This window comes from Escherichia sp. E.sYA108 (assembly GCF_011754335.1).
In the GTDB taxonomy this organism is placed as follows: Bacteria; Pseudomonadota; Gammaproteobacteria; order Enterobacterales; family Enterobacteriaceae; genus Escherichia; species Escherichia coli.
The window spans coordinates 5,036,505-5,056,689 of record NZ_JAAQVZ010000001.1; the positions used below are offsets into that span (position 1 = coordinate 5,036,505).

Sequence of the window (20,185 nt, forward strand, 5' to 3'; positions counted from 1 at the left end):
TCGTAATTCAGGAGAAATGGCAAATAAAGCATTAAAAATTTGAATGCTTTGTGTAATAAAAAAGCAGACAGGCGACGAAGTGACCACTTCGTCGCTTTACAAAGAGAGGAAAATCAGAGGTTGCCGGTGTAATGCCAGCGTAAATAACGCAGCAAACGAAGCTGACGCTTAATGCGGCTCGGCTGCGAAAGCAGGCGGTAGAGCCACTCCAGCCCCAGCGTTTGCCAGATTTTCGGTGCGCGTTTTACGTGACCGGTGAAAACATCGTAGGTCCCGCCAACGCCCATATACAGCGCATCTGGATGCACCAGACGGCAGTCGCGCATGAAGATCTCCTGCTTTGGCGATCCCATCGCAACGGTGACGATTTGCGCTCCGCTGGCATGAATGCGTTCAAACAGCGCCTGACGCTGCTCGGGTTTAAAATAACCATCCTGACTGCCAACGATATTCACATTCCACTGGTTGCGCAGTTTAGCTTCAGTTTGCGCCAGCACTTCAGGTTTACCGCCCACAAGAAATACCGGTGTCCCTTCTTTGCCTGCGCGCGCCATCAGCTCTTCCCAGAGATCGGCCCCAGCAACGCGGGAAACCTGCGCCTGCGGGTACTTTTTACGTACTGAACGTACAACGCTGATGCCATCCGCATATTTAAATTCGGCAGCGTTAATTAACTCCCTGACCTCGGCGTTATCTTCAATGGTCAGCATTTTTTCGGCATTAATGGCAACCAGCGTTCCCTGCTTAAGCTGCCCGTCAGCGAACAGATAATCGAGGGCATGCTGCATATCACGCCAACCAATCAACTGTAAGCCACGCAGCGTATAGGTCGGTGCCGTGGTGTTGTTATTCATTGTTATCCTTCAACCTGCGTCCGGAGCGATGATTTTGTTCGTTTATGAATGAGTCCGGCGCTTTCAAAAAGCCAGTACAACAGTTTTGCGATCATCAGACATGCGCCGAAGACCACGATAAAAAAGACCACGCGTGAGACAAACGAATCCAGCCCTTCACGCGCCAGCACGATCATATTGAAGATCGCCCCGAAGCAGAAACTGTGCAATATCGCAGCCTTATAGCGATTAGTCTCGCGGTTGCCCAGCTCATACAGCCAGTCGAACCATTTGATGATCAGTCCAACAACAATCGCCCCGAGCGGGATGAACAACGCGCCGCCCATAACAACCAGTGAGCCTATAAGCGTAGGCGAGATCGCCAGTCCGGAGTGGTTATTCAGTACTTCCCAGGTAAAGTAGTTGGCGGAGTTCAGCACCATACTCGGGCGACCCGGCCACAGCCAGGAAGGGATAAAGACATAGAAATCGCGGACAATTGGAGCCAGGCCCTGGAAGTCGATGTTGTCGTAGTTCTGCAACAGCAACGCCAGATTCTCCCACGGCGAGAAGGTGTCGCGAGTGAGATAGAGAAACGTATAGAACGCTTCATCGCCGCTCACATTCATTCCATAGCGTTTTAGCGCCAGCCAGAACATGCCCACAATCCCCAGCACGCCCGCCGCCGCCAGCATCCACAAAGAAATCCAGCCGCGAATAATGCCAATAAACAGGAAGATAGCGAATGCGATGATGATATTGGCGCGAGTGCCGCCGACAATCATGTAAGTCAACAAGCCAAAGGCAACCGTGCTGACGAGGAAAAACAGCCACGCTTTGCTATCCTGGCGCAGAAAATAAACCACCAGCATCGCCGGGATGAAAAAGTAAAAGAAGCGTTTTAATGCCACGCCGGAGACTTCGCTGGAAAAGATCTGACTGTAAGAATTAAGCCGGAACAGCAAAAAGCCGTTGTGCATGAAGAAGATGCCGACGCTCACCAGAGCGATGCCCATCAGGATCACCCACGTGAGATTGGTCTCCACGCGGTTCATGGTAAACAGCGGACGGCGCGGTGCATCAGCAACGCGTTTGCGTAGACGGGTTTTGTAGGTGACATAGTAAACCGCGTAGAAGCAGCCTGCAGAAAGCAACGCCTGCAACAAGATTTCTGGCGGCGCGACACCAACATCAAAGCGAAATACCAGCACGCTGGTCAGCGGAAAGCCGAAGAAAAAGGTGAGCAAAAACAGCAATGAAAAGAAGACATTGAAGTTAAAGCGCACACGGCGAAACTCAAACCAGGTCAGCGTGGCAATAAACAGCGTGCAGAGCAGCCAGACAACAAACAGGCCACTGAATTGCAGCAGACTCATGCGACCTCCCCGGCGGCAATCGCCAACGCCCGCTGCCAGCCTTGTAGATAGTTAGGGCTAAAGAAGGCAATGGTGTTTTTATCCACCGACGCCAACTGGCGCTGCGCTTCACGCACAATATCCTCGTTGAGATCATCGGTAGTAAACAGTACTGGCAAATGCTGTTCCGTCATATCCTGCCAGAACGGATTTTCCCGGTTAAGCACACAAGGAATGCCCGCCTGAATCAGTAAGCAAAGCGTACCAATGCCCTGCTGGCGGGCAAAAATAAAGTAACCGAGATCGCACTGGCGAAGTAGCGTCAGATAGGCGTCAAATTCCAGTTTTTCGCTCAGAACTTGTAGGTTTTCTTCGCTGAATAACTCCAGTCCCGCCTGACGAACTTCCTCGATGTACGCTTCGTTATTAGGCGGATATCCCATCGGCACCACCACTTTTACCGTATCGCCAAATTGCTGATGAACGGCGCGCAAGGCAGCAATATGCTCATTGCTGCGGTCACCGGAGTTCCCCACCAGAATGGTCATTTTTCCTTCACGTTGCCGATCGTTCGCCATCGTATTAAGAGAAGGGTCCATCCGCGTCGGGAAGTACAGCAGTTCTCCCCGCACCTTTGGATGCGTTTTGGCAAAAAAGCTCAAATCACCGCGGGTGGCAAATACACAGCCGACTCTCTTTTGCGCCAGGCGACGTAGCGGGTAAAAAAGCTTATATCTCAAGCCACTGGAAAGCTCATACAGGTCTGCTCCCCAGATATGCCAGAAAAACTGGCTGGGCTTAATGCCACCACTCAGCAGAGCCAGCCACAGTTTGGGATTGAACTGACCGTGGAAAAAAAATCGCTGCTGACGGTTAGCTTTTGCTTTCGCGATGACCGCTTCCGCCAGCGATTTTTTCCCAGGGAAAAATTGCACAGAAAGCGCCAGACAGCTATCACTTAAGCCGTCGTCCTTGCCAGCAACCATAAACTCGCGCGCGTGCTCGCTCGTCGCGGCCAGCGCGTCGTTGAAAAACCGCAGAACGGTTCGGTTATGGTGAGGGATATCCGATCCCAGTACGTGAATCAGTACAGTCATGCCCGCCTACGCCAGAGTAAAAACACGCCACAACAAAGAGAAAAATAGACGATATAGGTTGCCATATAGGCCTGTGCTGCGCCCAGTGCGCCATGCGCAGGGATTAGCCAGTTGGCAAATACCATCAATAAAGTGAACTGGCTGATTTCCGCCAGAATATAAAACCGCAGTGACGCTTTGGCGATCACCAGATAACCAAAGACATAAGCGCCCACTTTTAACACATCACCCACCAACTGCCAGGCAAAGAGATCGCGCATAGCGGTAAATTTATTCGACAACAGCAGCCAGATAGCAAAATCACGCAGCAACCAGACGGTAAAACTCGCCGCCGCCACTGCCGGTAAGACAAATTTCAGCGATTTAACCACTTCCCGGGTGATATCGCGCTTTTCCGTTAACCGCGACAACGTGGGCAGCAAATATACGCTGAACGATGCCGTAATAAATTGCAGGTAGGCATCGGAAATACTGCTCACCCCTTGCCAGATCCCCACTTCATCCCAGCTATACTGCGCCGCCAGCAGTTTACGCATCATGATGTAAGCAACAGGCAAGGTCACCGACGTAATCAACGCCATGAGCGTAAATTTGCTCAACTGCCCTGCCAGACCGTTATCCCAGCTGGGTTTCAGATAGCTTAACGGGATGACACCACGTTTGATCAACATGATAACAGCAGGAATTACCACCAGCGCGGGAATCAGCGCCAGACCCAGCAACGCCCCTTCATAACCGCCCAAACGATAACTGACGTAGTACGCGAGAACGCCAATCAAGCTACCGACAATCAGAGATAACGCATTACCTGCGGCATCGCGAAAGCCTTTCATCAACGCCAGTAACAGGTTGCCCCAGGCAATCCCCATTTGCACCAGCGCCACTAAACGCACCAGCCCCTGATAGTCGGTATTACCAAACAACCCCTGGCTGATTGGCGCAGCTGCCAGCACAAAAACCAGCGCCATTAGCGTAGAGAAGCCAAGTACCATCGCTGATGAAGTGCCGACTACGCGGCGCAGCTGTTGGGGATTATCATGATACTGGGCAACGTATTTGGTTACGCCGTTAAAGATGCCTGCCCCGGCAAGCACGCCGAGCACGGTAATCAACTGGCGGAAATTTGCCGCCAGCCCAAGCCCCGCCGGACCAAATGACACTGCCAGCAACTTACCGACCAGTAACCCGGCACCAATCTTGACCAGTGTACTGGCCGCCGTCCACAAGGACGCTTTTGCCAACGACATATCAGGAGAAGTAGTTCAACAAGGTCGCAATTACCGTACGCTGATTGACGGGCGACAGGTTGTAGAACAACGGCAGGCGCAGCAGGCGCTCGCTCTCTTTGGTGGTGTAGCGATCTTCGCCGTGGAACTCACCAAAGCGTTCCCCCGCAGGGCAACCGTGCAGCGGAATGTAATGGAACACCGCCATGATTTCCGCTTCTTTCAGAAAGTTAATCAATGCGCTCCGGTCAGCAATATCCCGCAGTTTAATGTAGAACATATGCGCGTTCTGCACGCAGCCATCGGGAATCGACGGCAGCTCGATACGCCCATTTTTTGCCAGAGGCGCCAGCGCATCGTAGTAGTTTTGCCACAGCGCCAGACGTTGCTGGTTGATACGATCCGCAGCTTCCAGTTGCGCCCACAGGTACGCAGCTTGCAGATCGGACATCAAATAGCTGGAGCCAATATCGCGCCAGGTATATTTATCGACCTGACCACGGAAGAACTGGCTGCGGTTTGTGCCTTTTTCACGGATGATCTCGGCTCGTTCGATCAACGCTTTATCGTTAATCAGCGTCGCGCCGCCTTCACCACCCGCCGTGTAGTTTTTGGTTTCATGGAAGCTAAAGCAGCCAATATGACCAATGGTTCCCAGCGCACGCCCTTTGTAAGTGGACATCACGCCCTGAGCGGCATCTTCCACCACAAACAGATTATGCTTCTTCGCCAACGCCATAATGGTGTCCATTTCGCAGGCCACACCCGCGTAATGGACCGGCACGATAACGCGCGTTTTGTCGGTGATCGCCGCTTCAATCAGCGTTTCGTCGATGTTCATGGTGTCCGGGCGAACATCCACAAAGACGATTTTCGCGCCACGCAGCACAAAGGCATTGGCGGTGGAGACAAAGGTGTAGCTCGGCATGATCACTTCATCGCCAGGCTGGATATCGAGCAGCAGCGCCGCCATCTCCAGCGAAGCGGTACAGGATGGCGTCAGTAACACTTTGGCGCTGCCAAAACGTTGCTCCAGCCACTGCTGGCAGCGACGGGTAAAACCACCATCGCCGCACAGTTTGCCGCTACCCATTGCCGACTGCATATAGTCGAGTTCGGTTCCCACCACCGGCGGTGCGTTAAATGGAATCATGTGATCACCTGTATAACCAGTACGCGGTGCTTTCTACATTCGCACCACTTTGTATGTATCGTTTAAGCGCGGCGGTGTTGCCCATCTGGGTCGCCACCCGCAAAGTTGTTTTACCGCGAGCATACGCCCAGTTTAGCGCTGTTTGCATCAGCTCAGCACCTGCACCGCGTCCAGCCAGCAGGCCAATTCGCGCATCTGTCGCATTGAGTTCCCGTAAAGAGACATAGCCGCGAATATCGCCGGACGCCGCACGTAAAATCAGACATTGATGATCAAAGGTGCCGCGCACGGCATTTTCAATCCACTGCGCATAAAAGCGACCGCTGGCGTCAGGCGCATACCATGGCGCACGAAAACGGCTTTGCGCAAATGCGGCGCTGGCTAACTGACGTAATGCGGGAATATCGGTCTCTTGTGCCACTACAGCACCGCTATCACTGACATTGTTCACGGGTAGCGCCAAATCAACTTCACCTTCTACCAGGGAGAATCCCAGCTGTTGCAGGGCATCCAGTTCACCCGTATTTGATGCCGCAATTTTGGCCTGCACCCGTGACCACGGCGCTAACGCGTCTGGCGTCAGGAGCGGTGCTTCAGACGTAATGCGCACAATGGCACTGTTAACACCAAAGAAGGCGTTTTCCCAGGTTAGTGGCTCAATACTGGCGCGGACGGGCACGAAGTAACTCCAGCAGATATTGGCCGTAGCCAGTTTTCGCCAGCGAGCTGGCGGCGCGCTTCACGCCTTCGTCATCAAGCCAGCCGTTACGCCAGGCGATCTCTTCCAGGCAGGCAATCTTAAAGCCCTGGCGTTTTTCCACCGTCTGTACAAAGGTGCTGGCTTCAATCAGGCTGTCGTGAGTGCCAGTGTCCAGCCAGGCAAATCCGCGCCCGAGCAGTTCAACGGTCAGGTTGCCCGCCTCGAGGTACATCTGGTTGATGGAGGTAATCTCCAGTTCACCACGCTCCGACGGCTTCACCTGCTTTGCGTACTCCACAACTTTACTGTCGTAGAAATAAAGCCCGGTCACCGCCCAGTTTGATTTTGACTGTTTTGGCTTTTCTTCCAGAGAGATAGCGCGGAAATTGTCGTCAAACTCCACGACGCCAAAGCGTTCTGGATCCATTACCTGATAGCCAAATACCGTCGCCCCTTGCGTGCGCGCCGCAACATGACGCAGCTTCGGACTGAAGCCCTGACCGAAGAAGATGTTATCGCCCAGCACCAGACAAGATGGCTCACCATTAAGGAAGGTTTCACCGATGATAAATGCCTGCGCAAGACCGTCCGGGCTGGGCTGTTCGGCATATTCCAGCTGGATACCGAACTCACTACCATCGCCCAGCAGGCGCTGGAAATAACCTTTGTCTTCCGGCGTAGTGATGATGAGAATTTCGCGGATACCGGCCAGCATCAGCACCGACAGCGGATAGTAAATCATTGGCTTATCGTAAATCGGCAACAGTTGCTTCGATACGCCGCGCGTAATCGGATGCAATCGGGTGCCGGAACCGCCCGCCAGGATAATACCTTTCATGTTTGCCTCCGCTGAGAATTAGCCGTTCAGACCTAAACGCTCGCCCTGATAGCTGCCGTCCTGCACCTGCTTCCACCAGCTTTCATTAGCCAGATACCACTGAACCGTTTTACGCATTCCACTTTCAAAGGTTTCCTGCGGCAGCCAGCCAAGTTCACGGGCAATTTTCGAAGCATCAATGGCATAGCGTAGGTCATGCCCTGGACGGTCAGCGACAAAGGTGATCAGATCGCGATAGTGCGCCACGCCGTGCGGCTTGTTCGGAGCCAGTTCTTCCAGCAGCTCGCAGATGGTTTCCACAACCTCGAGATTCTTACGCTCGTTGTGACCGCCAATATTATAGGTTTCACCGACTTTCCCGGTGGTCGCCACGCAATACAGCGCGCGGGCATGATCTTCAACATACAGCCAGTCACGGATTTGCTGCCCGTTGCCATATACCGGCAGCGGTTTACCCGCCAGCGCGTTGAGGATCATCAGCGGGATCAGTTTTTCCGGAAAGTGGTAAGGACCGTAGTTATTCGAGCAGTTGGTGATAAGCGTCGGCAAACCATAGGTCCGCAGCCAGGCGCGCACCAGATGGTCGCTGCTGGCTTTTGACGCGGAATAAGGGCTGCTCGGCGCATACGGCGTGGTTTCGGTGAAGAAATCATCCGTCGAGTGCAGGTCACCATATACTTCGTCGGTGGAGATATGATGAAAACGGAACGCTGATTTTTTATCTTCCGTCAGCGCAGTCCAGTAAGCCCGCGCCGCTTCAAGCAGTGTATAAGTCCCGACAATGTTGGTTTCAATAAACGCTGCCGGGCCGTCAATAGAACGGTCAACATGGCTTTCGGCTGCCAGATGCATGACACAGTCTGGCTGATACTCAGTGAATACGCGCGCCAGTTCTGCCCGATCGCAGATATCAACTTTCTCAAAGGCAAAGCGCTCGCTTTGCGCGACCGGTGCCAGCGACATCAGGTTTCCGGCGTAGGTCAGCTTATCGACCACCACCACCGCGTCGCTCGTTTCGTTGATGATATAACGCACCAGCGCCGAGCCAATAAACCCGGCACCACCTGTTATCAGAATCTTTCTCATCAGCGCCAGACTCCTTTGGCATCGACGACATACTGCTGATGGACGTTGTCGCCATTGATAACTTTGAACTGACTATGATCGACCAGCATCACCAGCACATCTGCCGTTGCCAGCGCCTCGTCAAGCTGCGCCAGAGTACAAAGCCCGGTCAGTTTCTTCGGCAACTCGTGGATGTTAGGCTCAACAACCAGCGTTTCGCCGCTGTGCCACTGGGCGATCAGTTCAGCGATTTCCATCGCAGGGCTTTCACGCAGGTCATCAATATTCGGTTTAAACGCCAGACCAAAGCAGGCGATTTTCAGTTCACTGGCGCGTTTATCGGTAGCAGCCAGACAATCAGCCACCGCCGCTTTCACCTGATCGATAACCCAGAACGGTTTGTGATCGTTCACTTCGCGCGCGGTACGGATAAGCCGCGCCTGCTGGGGGTTCTGTGCCACGATAAACCACGGATCAACAGCGATGCAGTGACCGCCCACGCCAGGGCCTGGCTGAAGAATATTGACGCGAGGGTGACGATTCGCCAGGCGAATCAGTTCCCAGACGTTAATCCCCTGATCGGCACAAATCAGCGACAATTCATTAGCAAAAGCGATATTCACATCGCGAAAGCTGTTTTCGGTGAGCTTACACATTTCCGCCGTCCGCGAGTTAGTTACGACACACTCACCTTCGAGGAAAATTTTGTACAGTTCGCTGGCGCGGGCCGAACAAACCGGCGTCATACCACCAATCACGCGATCGTTTTTAATCAGCTCGACCATAACCTGGCCCGGTAATACGCGTTCCGGGCAGTAAGCAATGTTGACGTCCGCCAACTCGCCCACCTGCTGTGGGAAAGTGAGATCTGGACGCATCTCTGCTAACCATTCTGCCATCTTCTCGGTTGACCCCACCGGCGAGGTGGATTCAAGGATCACCAACGCGCCTTTTTTCAGCACTGGCGCAATGGAGCGAGCAGCCGATTCAACGTAGGTCATATCTGGCTCATGATCGCCTTTAAACGGCGTGGGTACAGCAATCAGCCAGGCATCCGCTTCAACCGGCGTCGTGCTCGCTCGTAAAAAACCGCCTTCTACGGCAGTTTTTACTACGCTCGCCAAATCAGGCTCGACGATATGGATTTCGCCACGATTGATGGTATCAACCGCGTGTTGGTTGATATCGACACCAATCACCTGTTTTTGCCTTGAGGCAAACGCAGCTGCTGTAGGCAGCCCGATGTAACCCAGTCCGATAACAGAAATGGTCGCAAAACTCATAGTGATATCCGATTATTTTTTAACGCTTCCAGAATGCGAGAGCATGCCTGACCATCACCATACGGGTTATGGGCGCGGCTCATAGCTTGATATTCGTTTTCGTCTTTTAAAAGACGCGTCACTTCCTCGACAATTCGCTGCTTATCCGTGCCTACCAGACGCACCGTACCCGCCGTCACCGCTTCCGGACGCTCAGTGGTATCGCGCATTACCAGCACCGGTTTCCCCAGCGAAGGCGCTTCTTCCTGAATGCCGCCTGAGTCGGTCAAAATCAGCCAGGCGTGGTTCATCAGCCAGACAAACGGTAAATACTCCTGGGGATCGATCAGAATGACATTTTTCACGTGCCCCAGAATGCGATTGACCGGCTCTCTGACGTTCGGGTTGAGATGCACCGGATAGACAATCTGGATGTCCTGGTGCGTGGTGGCGATGTCTGCCAGTGCATGGCAGATTTCTTCAAAACCACGACCAAAGCTCTCACGCCTGTGACCGGTCACCAGAATCATTTTTTTATCAGGGTCGATAAACGGATAATTTGCCGCCAGTTCTGAACGCAGCGTATCGCTGCTCATCACCTGGTCACGCACCCATAACAGTGCATCAATAACGGTATTACCGGTAATGAAGATTCGGCTGTCAGCAACGTTTTCACGCAGCAAGTTTTGCCGGGAAGTTTCGGTTGGAGAGAAGTGATACATCGCCAGATGCCCGGTCAATGTACGGTTAGCCTCTTCCGGCCACGGCGAATAGAGATCGCCCGTGCGCAGACCAGCCTCAACGTGACCAACAGGAATACGCTGATAAAACGCCGCCAGGCTGGTTGCCAGCGTTGTAGTAGTATCACCGTGAACCAGCACGACGTCTGGTTTGAACTCGGCAAGAATTGGTTTTAGCCCTTCCAGAATCCGACAGGTTATCTCTGTAAGGCCCTGTCCTGGCTGCATTATGTTGAGATCGTAGTCAGGTACAATGGAAAAGAGTTTCAGCACCTGATCGAGCATCTCCCGATGCTGCGCAGTGACGCAAACTTTAGCCTCAAAAAAAGGATCTTTTGCCAACGCATGCACCAACGGTGCCATCTTGATGGCTTCCGGGCGCGTACCAAATACAGTCAGTACTTTCACATCGATTCTCTTCGAATAAGCGGCGAGCGCCTTTGCGCTCACCGCAGCAGTGTTGCTATTTCGAGCAACGGCGGGTTAATGCGACACCAGCCCCGATCAGCCCCCCGACAATGCCCCACATAATCATCAGGAAGGCACGACGTGGGCTATCGCGTTTTACCGGTTCTTCCGGCGTACGCAAATAGCGATAGGTCTGAAAACGCGGATCCAGGGTTGGACCAACATTCAGGGTGTTTAACATGGCCCGATTTTGATCATAGTCGAGATCAAAGGCCGGACCGACGGCCTGTAAATTTTCCAGTCGAGCCTGGAGCATTGGACGCCCAAGCAGGAACATTTCTGAATCAGGTAATTCCTCGGCAGGCACATCTGTCGCACTGCGCGAAATATTATGCTGCTCAGCAATTTTCAGCGCCTGTTCAATACTGTTCATCCGGCGATCGTAGATAGCTTTCGCCACCTCTTCCTGACGCTTCACCTGAGCTTTCATCTGGATGGTGCGTGCCGCCCATGCGCCTTTCAGCTCATCATTCAGATGGCTGGCTGCACGCTGGCTGGCAAAAGCAACATACTGACGTAACAGGTTATTAGCGTCAGGCGCAGTTTCGGCAATCAGCTTCACGCTGTCATTGACCGCGCGGGTGAAGTCACCGGGAATAAACACGATGTTGTTGATCATTTCATCCAGCAACGCCGCATCGGCTTTGCTATTGCCCACCATCCGCTGTTTGTAATAGTCGGTTTGCAGCCAGAACTCTCTGCGGGTATCCCACGAGGCCAGTTGCATAACAAACTCTTTATAGGCTTCGTCCATGACCGATGGTTGGTCGGCAGAAGCCATGTTTGAACGGACATCCAGGTTACGCAAAAATTGCTGCTGTGAGTAATATCCCCCCAGCATATTCACCGTTGGACGATCGGTAATCGCTGTCGAGCTCCACTCCTGGCGAGCAAAAAAAGTATACGCCAGCGCGATTAACGCAAACGCCAGCCCCATGCCAATAATCCACAGCTTCCCAGCCCACAAGGTACGAAACAACCCACGAATATCCAGTTCATTTTCAGCGTCTTCGGCCGGTTTCCCAGGCATTGGTTGTGTCATCACATCCTCATTTATTTGGTTAAATTGGGGCTGCCACCACGATTTCTACGCAGTCTGCGTTTTACGCGCTTAATAAAGCGAGCAACTTTCCAGGCACGCTTGATGCAATATCCATAGAGGAAGAATGCTAGCAAAAAGAGCACCAGCATGACCCACTCCGGGACAAAATGAGAATATTCTGCCAGCACGCCAATGGAAGCGAGCAGTGCTGCGGCAAGGGTAATCAGCACAAACGCCTGGCGGGAAGTAAACCCGGCACGCATGATCAAATGGTGAATATGCTGACGGTCTGGAGAGAATGGGCTCATGCCTTTACGCAGGCGACGGTACATAATCGCCACCATATCCATTAGCGGAATGGCGATTATCCACAAAGCGGTAACCGGGCTGATGGGATGAGTTTTGCCCTGGGTCGTTTCGAGCAGGATCCAGATAACGGTAAAACCAATCAGCGTACTGCCCGCATCCCCCATAAAGACTTTGTAGCGGCGACCCAGGATACCAAGGTTAAGCATGATGTATGGCAGGATGGCGGCGATCATCGCAAAGCACCAGATTGCGAGACTGGTTTGCCCGTCGAACCACAAAATCATACCGATTGCTGCAAACGAGACGCAGGACAACCCGCCCAGCAAGCCATCAATGCCATCAACCATGTTGAACGCATTAATGGCCGCCCAGACGGCAAATAGCGTCAGGAAGTAACCAAACGGTCCGAGCACCATCTCCCAGGAGCCAAAGATATAACCCAGGCTACTGAGATAAAGTTTGCCGAACACCATCATAACAATGCCAACAGCGGCCTGTATGGTGGCACGGATTTTTACGCTGATATCAAAACGGTCATCCAGCGCGCCAATGAAAACAAGCACACCAGCACAAGCGAGATAGAGAGATGCATGCGGAATATAGTAATCGACAATTCCGAACGTGAAGCAAATCCCTGCGTAAACCGAAATCCCCCCAACGAGAGGTATCAATCCCTGGTGACGTTTGCGGAAGTTTGGTTTATCCACTAAACCGACTTTTTTTGCCACCTTACGGGCAAAAAACAGAAACAGTGTCGTGAATAAAAAAATACTGATGAGATCAGTACTCACTGTCAGTAAATTCACAATGCATGCTCTCAGAGAAAATTATTAGCAGAAGTATAACCACGAAGACCTTTATTCAGAAAGGAAAGTCCGTTCCGAACCTACCAGCACTATGCGAAAATTAACTACTTGATATGCAAATTGCATAACACACCAGCAAATTCCAGGAATTTTCCTAACATCGCCAGCGCAGCATTAAGATTACAGATATAAAAGCAAAACGCCACGTAAACACGTGGCGTTTTTGGCATAAGACAAATTTATGAGCGTTTCATCATTTCGAAGAAATCGTCATTGGTCTTGGTCATTGCCAGTTTATTAATGAGGAATTCCATTGCATCGATTTCGCCCATCGGGTGAATGATTTTGCGCAGGATCCACATTTTCTGCAGTTCTTCCTGAGTCGTGAGCAGCTCTTCTTTACGGGTACCGGAACGGTTGTAGTCGATAGCCGGGAAGACGCGTTTTTCAGCGATCTTACGAGAGAGGTGCAGTTCCATGTTGCCTGTACCTTTAAACTCTTCGTAGATAACTTCGTCCATTTTAGAACCGGTATCGATAAGCGCCGTCGCGATAATGGTCAGGCTGCCGCCCTCTTCCACGTTACGCGCCGCACCGAAGAAGCGTTTCGGACGATGCAGGGCGTTGGCGTCCACACCACCGGTCAACACTTTACCTGACGCCGGAACAACGGTGTTGTAAGCGCGCGCCAGACGAGTGATGGAGTCGAGCAGAATGATAACGTCTTTCTTGTGCTCAACCAGGCGTTTCGCCTTCTCGATCACCATTTCCGCAACCTGAACGTGGCGAGATGCGGGTTCGTCAAAGGTAGAAGCAACAACTTCACCTTTTACCAGACGCTGCATCTCGGTTACTTCTTCCGGACGTTCGTCGATCAGCAGAACCATCAGCACACAATCCGGGTGGTTGTAAGCAATGCTCTGAGCAATGTTCTGCAGCAGCATGGTTTTACCGGCTTTCGGCGGTGCCACAATCAGACCACGCTGACCACGACCGATAGGTGATGCCAGATCCAGTACGCGAGCGGTTAAATCTTCCGTAGAACCGTTACCACGTTCCATACGCAGACGAGAGTTTGCGTGCAGCGGGGTTAAGTTCTCAAAGAGGATTTTGTTGCGGGCGTTTTCAGGTTTGTCGAAGTTAACTTCGTTAACTTTCAGCAGCGCAAAATAGCGTTCACCTTCTTTCGGCGGGCGAATCTTACCAGAGATGGTATCACCAGTGCGGAGGTTGAAACGGCGGATTTGGCTAGGGGAAACGTAGATGTCATCAGGACCGGCGAGGTAGGAGCTGTCTGCGGAACGGAGGAAACCAAATCCATCCTGCAATATCTCCAGTACGCCATCACCAAAGATATCTTCGCCACTCTTTGCGTGCTGCTTCAGGATGGCAAAAATAATGTCCTGCTTACGCATACGAGCCAGGTTTTCCAGCCCCATATTTTCGCCGAGAGTGATCAGCTCAGAAACCGGCGTATTCTTTAATTCGGTAAGATTCATAGTGGTGTGAGTTCTTAAACTTGGGGTAAATCTCGAACTTAATGTTGTGAATGGTATGGCAGGATCATCCATGCCTGTTTACGGTCATCGACTCATGTCTTTTCGCTGCCTGGTCACAGGAGAGTACGCAGAACTGAAACGACAAGACGGATTGAGTGACGAGCCAGAAATCTGTTCACTTCGCATTTAAGATAAAACGGGAAGCGTTGGAAATTACAAGATTCAAACTTAATAAGGTATGTTTAATACGAAGTCAACACTAAGTTAGCATGACTCACGCCGGGCGTCCAGTTTTTAGCGACGGGGCACCCGAACATGAAATTCCCTTACGCCAGGTTAGCGTCGAGGAACTCTTTCAACTGACCTTTAGACAGTGCGCCCACTTTGGTTGCCGCCACTTCACCGTTTTTGAACAGCAGCAGAGTCGGGATACCACGGATGCCATATTTCGGCGCAGTGCCAGGGTTTTGATCGATGTTCAGTTTTGCAACGGTCAGTTTGCCCTGATATTCGTCAGCGATTTCATCCAGAATCGGGGCGATCATTTTGCACGGACCGCACCACTCTGCCCAGAAATCGACGAGGATCGCCCCGTCCGCTTTGAGTACATCCGTGTCAAAACTGTCGTCAGTCAGGTGAATAATTTTATCGCTCATATATAACTCCACAGGAATAAGCCTGGCGTGTTGGTTTCGTTGTTGGTGTAACATTAACCAACTAAAGGTTGACTTTATTTCACCGGATACGCTTTCGTAAAGCAATAGTAAGCTGATATTCTACCACACTATGAGCAAAACACATTTAACAGAACAGAAGTTTTCCGACTTCGCCCTGCATCCGAAGGTTGTAGAAGCCCTTGAAAAAAAAGGGTTTCATAACTGTACGCCCATTCAGGCACTGGCCCTTCCGCTGACGCTGGCGGGTCGTGACGTAGCCGGGCAGGCGCAAACCGGTACCGGGAAAACGATGGCGTTTCTTACGTCAACGTTTCATTATCTTCTCTCTCATCCCGCGATTGCCGATCGCAAGGTGAATCAACCGCGTGCCTTAATTATGGCACCGACGCGTGAACTTGCCGTGCAGATCCATGCCGACGCGGAACCGCTGGCGGAAGCTACTGGCCTGAAGCTGGGTCTGGCTTACGGTGGTGATGGCTACGACAAACAGCTGAAAGTGCTGGAAAGCGGCGTTGACATTCTGATTGGCACCACGGGTCGTTTAATTGACTACGCCAAGCAGAACCACATTAACCTCGGTGCCATTCAGGTGGTGGTACTGGACGAAGCCGATCGCATGTACGATCTGGGCTTTATTAAAGATATCCGCTGGCTGTTCCGCCGTATGCCGCCTGCAAACCAGCGCCTCAACATGCTGTTCTCCGCCACGCTTTCGTACCGGGTACGTGAACTGGCGTTCGAGCAGATGAACAATGCCGAATATATTGAAGTGGAACCGGAACAGAAAACGGGCCATCGTATTAAAGAAGAGCTTTTCTACCCTTCTAACGAAGAAAAAATGCGTTTGCTGCAAACGCTGATCGAAGAAGAGTGGCCAGACAGAGCGATTATTTTCGCCAACACCAAACACCGTTGTGAAGAGATCTGGGGCCACCTGGCGGCAGATGGTCATCGTGTCGGTTTATTGACAGGCGATGTCGCGCAGAAAAAACGTCTGCGTATTCTTGATGAATTTACCCGTGGGGATCTGGATATTCTGGTTGCCACCGACGTTGCCGCGCGTGGTTTGCATATTCCTGCTGTGACACACGTCTTTAACTACGATTTACCCGATGACTGTGAAGATTACGTTCACCGTATTGGTCGAACAGGTCGCGCAGGCGCAAGCGGTCACTCTATTAGCCTGGCGTGTGAAGAGTATGCATTGAATTTGCCTGCTATTGAGACCTATATTGGTCACTCAATTCCGGTAAGTAAATACAATCCGGACGCATTGATGACCGATCTGCCAAAACCGCTGCGCCTCACGCGCCCGCGCACAGGCAATGGTCCGCGTCGTACTGGCGCTCCGCGTAATCGTCGTCGTTCAGGTTAAAGAAAAAATGTCATACTCCAAATCATTCAAGCTGTATCAAGATGGCAAGAGAATGAATCCCGATGCGCTTACTGTCGTAAGTGATTCAGGTGAAGGAATGCAGCCAACGCAGAGACAGATTGAAGGATGAAGAGTATGGGTTCCACCTCGTCGCTGTATGCAGCCATTGATCTCGGTTCGAATAGTTTTCATATGCTGGTTGTGCGCGAGGTGGCTGGAAGCATCCAGACGCTGACGCGAATAAAACGCAAAGTGCGTCTGGCTGCCGGCCTGAATAGCGAAAATGCCCTGTCTAATGAAGCAATGGAGCGCGGTTGGCAATGTCTGCGCCTGTTTGCTGAACGTCTGCAAGATATCCCTCCCTCGCAAATTCGCGTTGTCGCTACGGCGACATTACGCCTTGCCGTCAATGCGGGTGATTTTATTGCCAAAGCGCAGGAAATCCTCGGTTGTCCGGTACAGGTGATCAGCGGTGAAGAGGAAGCGCGTCTGATTTATCAGGGCGTTGCTCACACCACTGGCGGTGCCGATCAGCGCCTGGTGGTGGATATCGGCGGAGCCAGTACTGAACTGGTAACCGGCACGGGTGCACAAACCACCTCTTTGTTCAGCCTGTCGATGGGCTGCGTTACCTGGCTGGAACGCTATTTTGCCGATCGTAATCTGGGGCAGGAAAATTTTGATGCTGCAGAAAAAGCGGCACGCGAAGTGTTACGTCCGGTTGCCGATGAATTACGGTATCACGGCTGGAAAGTGTGCGTTGGCGCTTCCGGCACCGTGCAGGCGTTACAGGAAATCATGATGGCACAGGGGATGGATGAACGCATTACCCTGGAAAAGTTGCAGCAACTGAAACAACGCGCCATTCATTGCGGTCGGCTGGAAGAGCTAGAGATTGACGGGCTGACGCTGGAACGTGCGTTAGTGTTCCCGAGTGGTCTGGCGATCCTGATAGCCATTTTTACCGAACTGAATATTCAGTGTATGACCCTGGCGGGCGGTGCGCTGCGTGAAGGCCTGGTCTACGGTATGTTGCATCTTACCGTCGAGCAGGATATTCGCAGCCGTACGCTGCGTAATATTCAGCGCCGCTTTATGATCGATATTGATCAGGCACAGCGCGTAGCCAAAGTTGCGGCTAACTTCTACGATCAGGTGGAAAATGAATGGCATCTTGAAGCAATAAGCCGCGATTTGCTCATCAGCGCCTGTCAGCTTCATGAAATCGGCCTGAGCGTTGACTTCAAACAAGCGCCGCAACACGCTGCTTATCTGGTACGTAATCTGGATCTTCCCGGTTTTACCCCCGCACAGAAAAAACTGCTGGCGACGCTACTGCTCAACCAGACTAATCCGGTCGATCTCTCATCGCTGCATCAGCAAAATGCCGTACCACCGCGCGTCGCAGAACAACTCTGCCGTTTACTCCGCCTGGCTATCATTTTTGCCAGCCGTCGCCGTGACGATCTCGTGCCAGAGATGACATTACAGGCTAACCATGAACTGTTGACCTTGACGCTTCCGCAAGGTTGGCTAACCCAACATCCGCTGGGTAAAGAGATTATTGATCAGGAAAGCCAGTGGCAGAGCTATGTCCACTGGCCGCTGGAAGTGCATTAATGAGTAAGTGCCGGATGCGATGCTGACACATCTTTTCCGGCCTTGATTATTTCCCTCGTTTTGCCGCCATCATCGCTTTCAGATTCGCCAGATGGCTTTGCCCTTTCTGCATCCGTTCTTCGGCGCTGACCACTTTGCGCTCCTGTTCCCAAATCAAATCATCCTGCGGCAGCTCCAGCAGGAAGCGGCTCGGCTCCGGGCGCACCAGTTCGCCGTACTGACGGCGTTCTTTACACAGCGTAAAGGTCAATTCCTTCTGGGCGCGGGTAATGCCGACATAGGCCAGCCGCCGCTCCTCATCAATATTGTCTTCATCGATGCTGCTCTGGTGGGGCAAAAACCCTTCTTCCATACCAACCATGTAGACATAGGGAAACTCCAGCCCTTTCGACGCGTGCAGAGTCATCAGTTGCACCTGATCCAGCTCTTCCTCGCTCTCGCCGCGCTCCATCATGTCGCGCAAAGTAAAGCGCGTCACCACCTGGGTGAGCGTCATCGGCTCATCCAGTTCGCTGCCTTCCAGCATCTCCGTCATCCAGCTAAACAGTTGGTTGACGTTCTTCATGCGCATTTCGGCAGCTTTCGGGCTGGGCGATGTTTCGTACAGCCAGGATTCATAATCCATGCCGTGGATCAGATCACGCACCGCGGCAATCGGCTCTCGCTCCGCCAGGCGCTGGATTTCTGCCAACCAGTGAGTGAAGCGGGTCAATGCTTCATAACCACGTCCGCTAAGCGTCTGACTCAGGCCCATATCAAAGCTGGCGGTAAACATGCTTTTATTGCGCGTCATCGCCCACTCACCCAGCTTTTTCAGCGTAGCCGGGCCAATCTCTCGCTTCGGCGTGTTAACGATACGCAGAAATGCGCTGTCATCGTCCGGGTTAGTCAGCACGCGCAGATAAGCCAGCAAATCCTTGATTTCAGGACGAGAGAAAAACGACGTACCACCAGAAATTTTGTACGGGATGCGGTTTTGCATCAGGAATTTTTCAAACACCCGCGACTGATGGTTGCCGCGATAAAGAATGGCGTAATCTTTGTACTGCGTTTTATTGACGAAGTGATGGGCGATCAGCTCGCCGGTGACGCGCTCGGCTTCATGTTCTTCGTTATTCGCGCTTAAAACTTTTAGCTCCGCGCCATAGCCCAGTTCGGAGAACAGACGCTTTTCAAAGACGTGCGGGTTATTGGCGATCAGGATGTTCGCCGCTTTCAGAATACGTCCGGAAGAGCGGTAGTTCTGCTCAAGCTTAATCACCTTCAGTGCCGGGAAATCCTGACTCAACAGCACCAGGTTTTGCGGACGTGCACCGCGCCAGGAGTAGATCGACTGATCGTCATCGCCAACTACGGTAAAGCGCGCGCGGCTGCCCACCAGCAGTTTCACCAGTTCATACTGGCTGGTGTTGGTGTCCTGATACTCATCCACCAGCAGGTAGCGAATTTTGTTCTGCCAGCGCTCGCGGACTTCTTCATTGCGTTGCAGCAGCAACGTCGGCAATAAAATCAGATCATCGAAGTCGAGAACGTTACAGGCTTTCAGGTGTGCATCATACAGCCCATAACAATGGGCAAAAATACGGTCCCGCTCGCCCTTTGCCTCTGCCGCCGCCTGCGCCGGTGTTTTGAGATCGTTCTTCCAGTTGGAGATGGTCGAAATTAGCTGTTGCAGGAGAACTTTGTCATCTTCAATCAGCCCCTCGGTCAACTCTTTAAGCAAAGCAAGCTGATCGGTATCGTCAAACAGCGAAAAGTTAGCCTTCATCCCCAGCGCCGCATACTCGCGTTTGATGATATCCAGCCCCAGCGTGTGGAAGGTGGAAATCATCAGCCCACGCGCCTCTTTGCGCCCCAGCGTCTGCCCGACACGCTCTTTCATCTCGCGTGCCGCCTTATTGGTAAAGGTCACCGCCGCGATATGTCGCGCCTGATAACCGCAACCGCGGATCAGATGGGCGATTTTATTGGTGATAACACGAGTTTTACCGGAACCCGCGCCCGCCAGCACCAGGCAGGGGCCGGTAACGAATTCGACAGCTTGTTGTTGGCCGGGGTTTAGACGCATAGGAAAATCGCTCAATGAAAGTCGGGAGGGGAAAATAACAGCGTGGTAGTAT

The 20,185-nt window shown here is 52.3% G+C and carries 18 protein-coding genes; 2 read left to right on the forward strand and 16 right to left on the reverse strand.

What is annotated here, in order from left to right; translation table 11 throughout:
* Positions 1-113 precede the first annotated feature (113 nt).
* The 15 genes from wecG to trxA all read right to left on the reverse strand — a co-directional run bounded on the left by wecG (position 114) and on the right by trxA (position 15,049).
* Positions 114-854: a lipopolysaccharide N-acetylmannosaminouronosyltransferase gene (gene wecG, locus HBM92_RS24055; protein ID WP_001064038.1), complete on the reverse strand. Its 741-nt coding sequence runs from the start codon at positions 852-854 to the stop codon at positions 114-116.
* 2 nt (positions 855-856) lie between these two features.
* Positions 857-2,209 carry an ECA oligosaccharide polymerase gene (gene wzyE / locus HBM92_RS24060; protein ID WP_000055119.1) on the reverse strand — a complete coding sequence of 451 codons (1,353 nt, stop codon included), beginning with the start codon at positions 2,207-2,209 and terminating at the stop codon, positions 857-859.
* The gene (rffT, locus tag HBM92_RS24065; protein WP_000217213.1) at positions 2,206-3,285 is read right to left on the reverse strand and encodes a TDP-N-acetylfucosamine:lipid II N-acetylfucosaminyltransferase; all 1,080 of its coding nucleotides are present in this window, start codon (positions 3,283-3,285) and stop codon (positions 2,206-2,208) included. Before rffT ends, wzyE begins: the two co-directional genes overlap by 4 nt.
* The gene (wzxE, locus tag HBM92_RS24070) at positions 3,282-4,532 is read right to left on the reverse strand and encodes a lipid III flippase WzxE (protein ID WP_000050274.1); all 1,251 of its coding nucleotides are present in this window, start codon (positions 4,530-4,532) and stop codon (positions 3,282-3,284) included. Before wzxE ends, rffT begins: the two co-directional genes overlap by 4 nt.
* Before the next feature lies 1 nt (position 4,533).
* On the reverse strand, positions 4,534-5,664 hold the full coding sequence (gene rffA, locus HBM92_RS24075) for a dTDP-4-amino-4,6-dideoxygalactose transaminase (RefSeq protein ID WP_000612049.1): 1,131 nt from the start codon (positions 5,662-5,664) through the stop codon (positions 4,534-4,536).
* A 4-nt stretch (positions 5,665-5,668) separates the two neighbouring features.
* Positions 5,669-6,343, reverse strand: coding sequence for a dTDP-4-amino-4,6-dideoxy-D-galactose acyltransferase (rffC, locus tag HBM92_RS24080; RefSeq protein WP_001145189.1), 675 nt, complete (start codon positions 6,341-6,343; stop codon positions 5,669-5,671).
* The gene (gene rfbA, locus HBM92_RS24085; RefSeq protein WP_000676064.1) at positions 6,321-7,202 is read right to left on the reverse strand and encodes a glucose-1-phosphate thymidylyltransferase RfbA; all 882 of its coding nucleotides are present in this window, start codon (positions 7,200-7,202) and stop codon (positions 6,321-6,323) included. The genes rffC and rfbA overlap by 23 nt, the downstream gene beginning before the upstream one ends.
* An 18-nt stretch (positions 7,203-7,220) precedes the next feature.
* Entirely contained in the window at positions 7,221-8,288 is a 1,068-nt protein-coding gene (gene rffG / locus HBM92_RS24090) for a dTDP-glucose 4,6-dehydratase (RefSeq protein ID WP_001226625.1), read from the reverse strand.
* Complete coding sequence (gene wecC / locus HBM92_RS24095; protein WP_000006609.1) at positions 8,288-9,550, reverse strand: UDP-N-acetyl-D-mannosamine dehydrogenase; 1,263 nt, start codon at positions 9,548-9,550, stop codon at positions 8,288-8,290. The genes rffG and wecC overlap by 1 nt, the downstream gene beginning before the upstream one ends.
* On the reverse strand, positions 9,547-10,677 hold the full coding sequence (gene wecB / locus HBM92_RS24100; protein WP_000866670.1) for a non-hydrolyzing UDP-N-acetylglucosamine 2-epimerase: 1,131 nt from the start codon (positions 10,675-10,677) through the stop codon (positions 9,547-9,549). Before wecB ends, wecC begins: the two co-directional genes overlap by 4 nt.
* A 55-nt stretch (positions 10,678-10,732) precedes the next feature.
* Positions 10,733-11,779 (reverse strand): ECA polysaccharide chain length modulation protein, encoded by a 1,047-nt coding sequence (gene wzzE / locus HBM92_RS24105; protein WP_001314258.1) that lies wholly within the window; start codon positions 11,777-11,779, stop codon positions 10,733-10,735.
* Between the two features lie 11 nt (positions 11,780-11,790).
* Positions 11,791-12,894, reverse strand: a complete 1,104-nt coding sequence (gene wecA / locus HBM92_RS24110) for a UDP-N-acetylglucosamine--undecaprenyl-phosphate N-acetylglucosaminephosphotransferase (protein ID WP_001050960.1) — start codon at positions 12,892-12,894, stop codon at positions 11,791-11,793.
* 239 nt (positions 12,895-13,133) lie between these two features.
* A complete protein-coding gene (gene rho / locus HBM92_RS24115; RefSeq protein WP_001054527.1) occupies positions 13,134-14,393 on the reverse strand; it encodes a transcription termination factor Rho in 1,260 nt (419 codons plus the stop codon).
* Between the two features lie 84 nt (positions 14,394-14,477).
* Positions 14,478-14,579 (reverse strand): rho operon leader peptide RhoL, encoded by a 102-nt coding sequence (gene rhoL / locus HBM92_RS24120; RefSeq protein WP_001295255.1) that lies wholly within the window; start codon positions 14,577-14,579, stop codon positions 14,478-14,480.
* 140 nt (positions 14,580-14,719) lie between these two features.
* Positions 14,720-15,049, reverse strand: coding sequence for a thioredoxin TrxA (trxA, locus tag HBM92_RS24125; protein WP_001280776.1), 330 nt, complete (start codon positions 15,047-15,049; stop codon positions 14,720-14,722).
* A 130-nt stretch (positions 15,050-15,179) separates the two neighbouring features.
* Here trxA and rhlB point away from each other — a divergent pair, with 130 nt between their 5' ends.
* Together rhlB and gppA are read left to right on the forward strand one after the other, a co-directional pair.
* Positions 15,180-16,445 carry an ATP-dependent RNA helicase RhlB gene (rhlB, locus tag HBM92_RS24130; protein ID WP_000047499.1) on the forward strand — a complete coding sequence of 422 codons (1,266 nt, stop codon included), beginning with the start codon at positions 15,180-15,182 and terminating at the stop codon, positions 16,443-16,445.
* Between the two features lie 135 nt (positions 16,446-16,580).
* Positions 16,581-18,065, forward strand: a complete 1,485-nt coding sequence (gene gppA / locus HBM92_RS24135) for a guanosine-5'-triphosphate,3'-diphosphate diphosphatase (protein ID WP_000535977.1) — start codon at positions 16,581-16,583, stop codon at positions 18,063-18,065.
* A gap of 46 nt (positions 18,066-18,111) precedes the next feature.
* Here the strand turns inward: gppA and rep are convergent, their stop codons facing one another.
* Positions 18,112-20,133: a DNA helicase Rep gene (gene rep, locus HBM92_RS24140; protein WP_001238867.1), complete on the reverse strand. Its 2,022-nt coding sequence runs from the start codon at positions 20,131-20,133 to the stop codon at positions 18,112-18,114.
* Between the last annotated feature and the right edge of the window lie 52 nt (positions 20,134-20,185).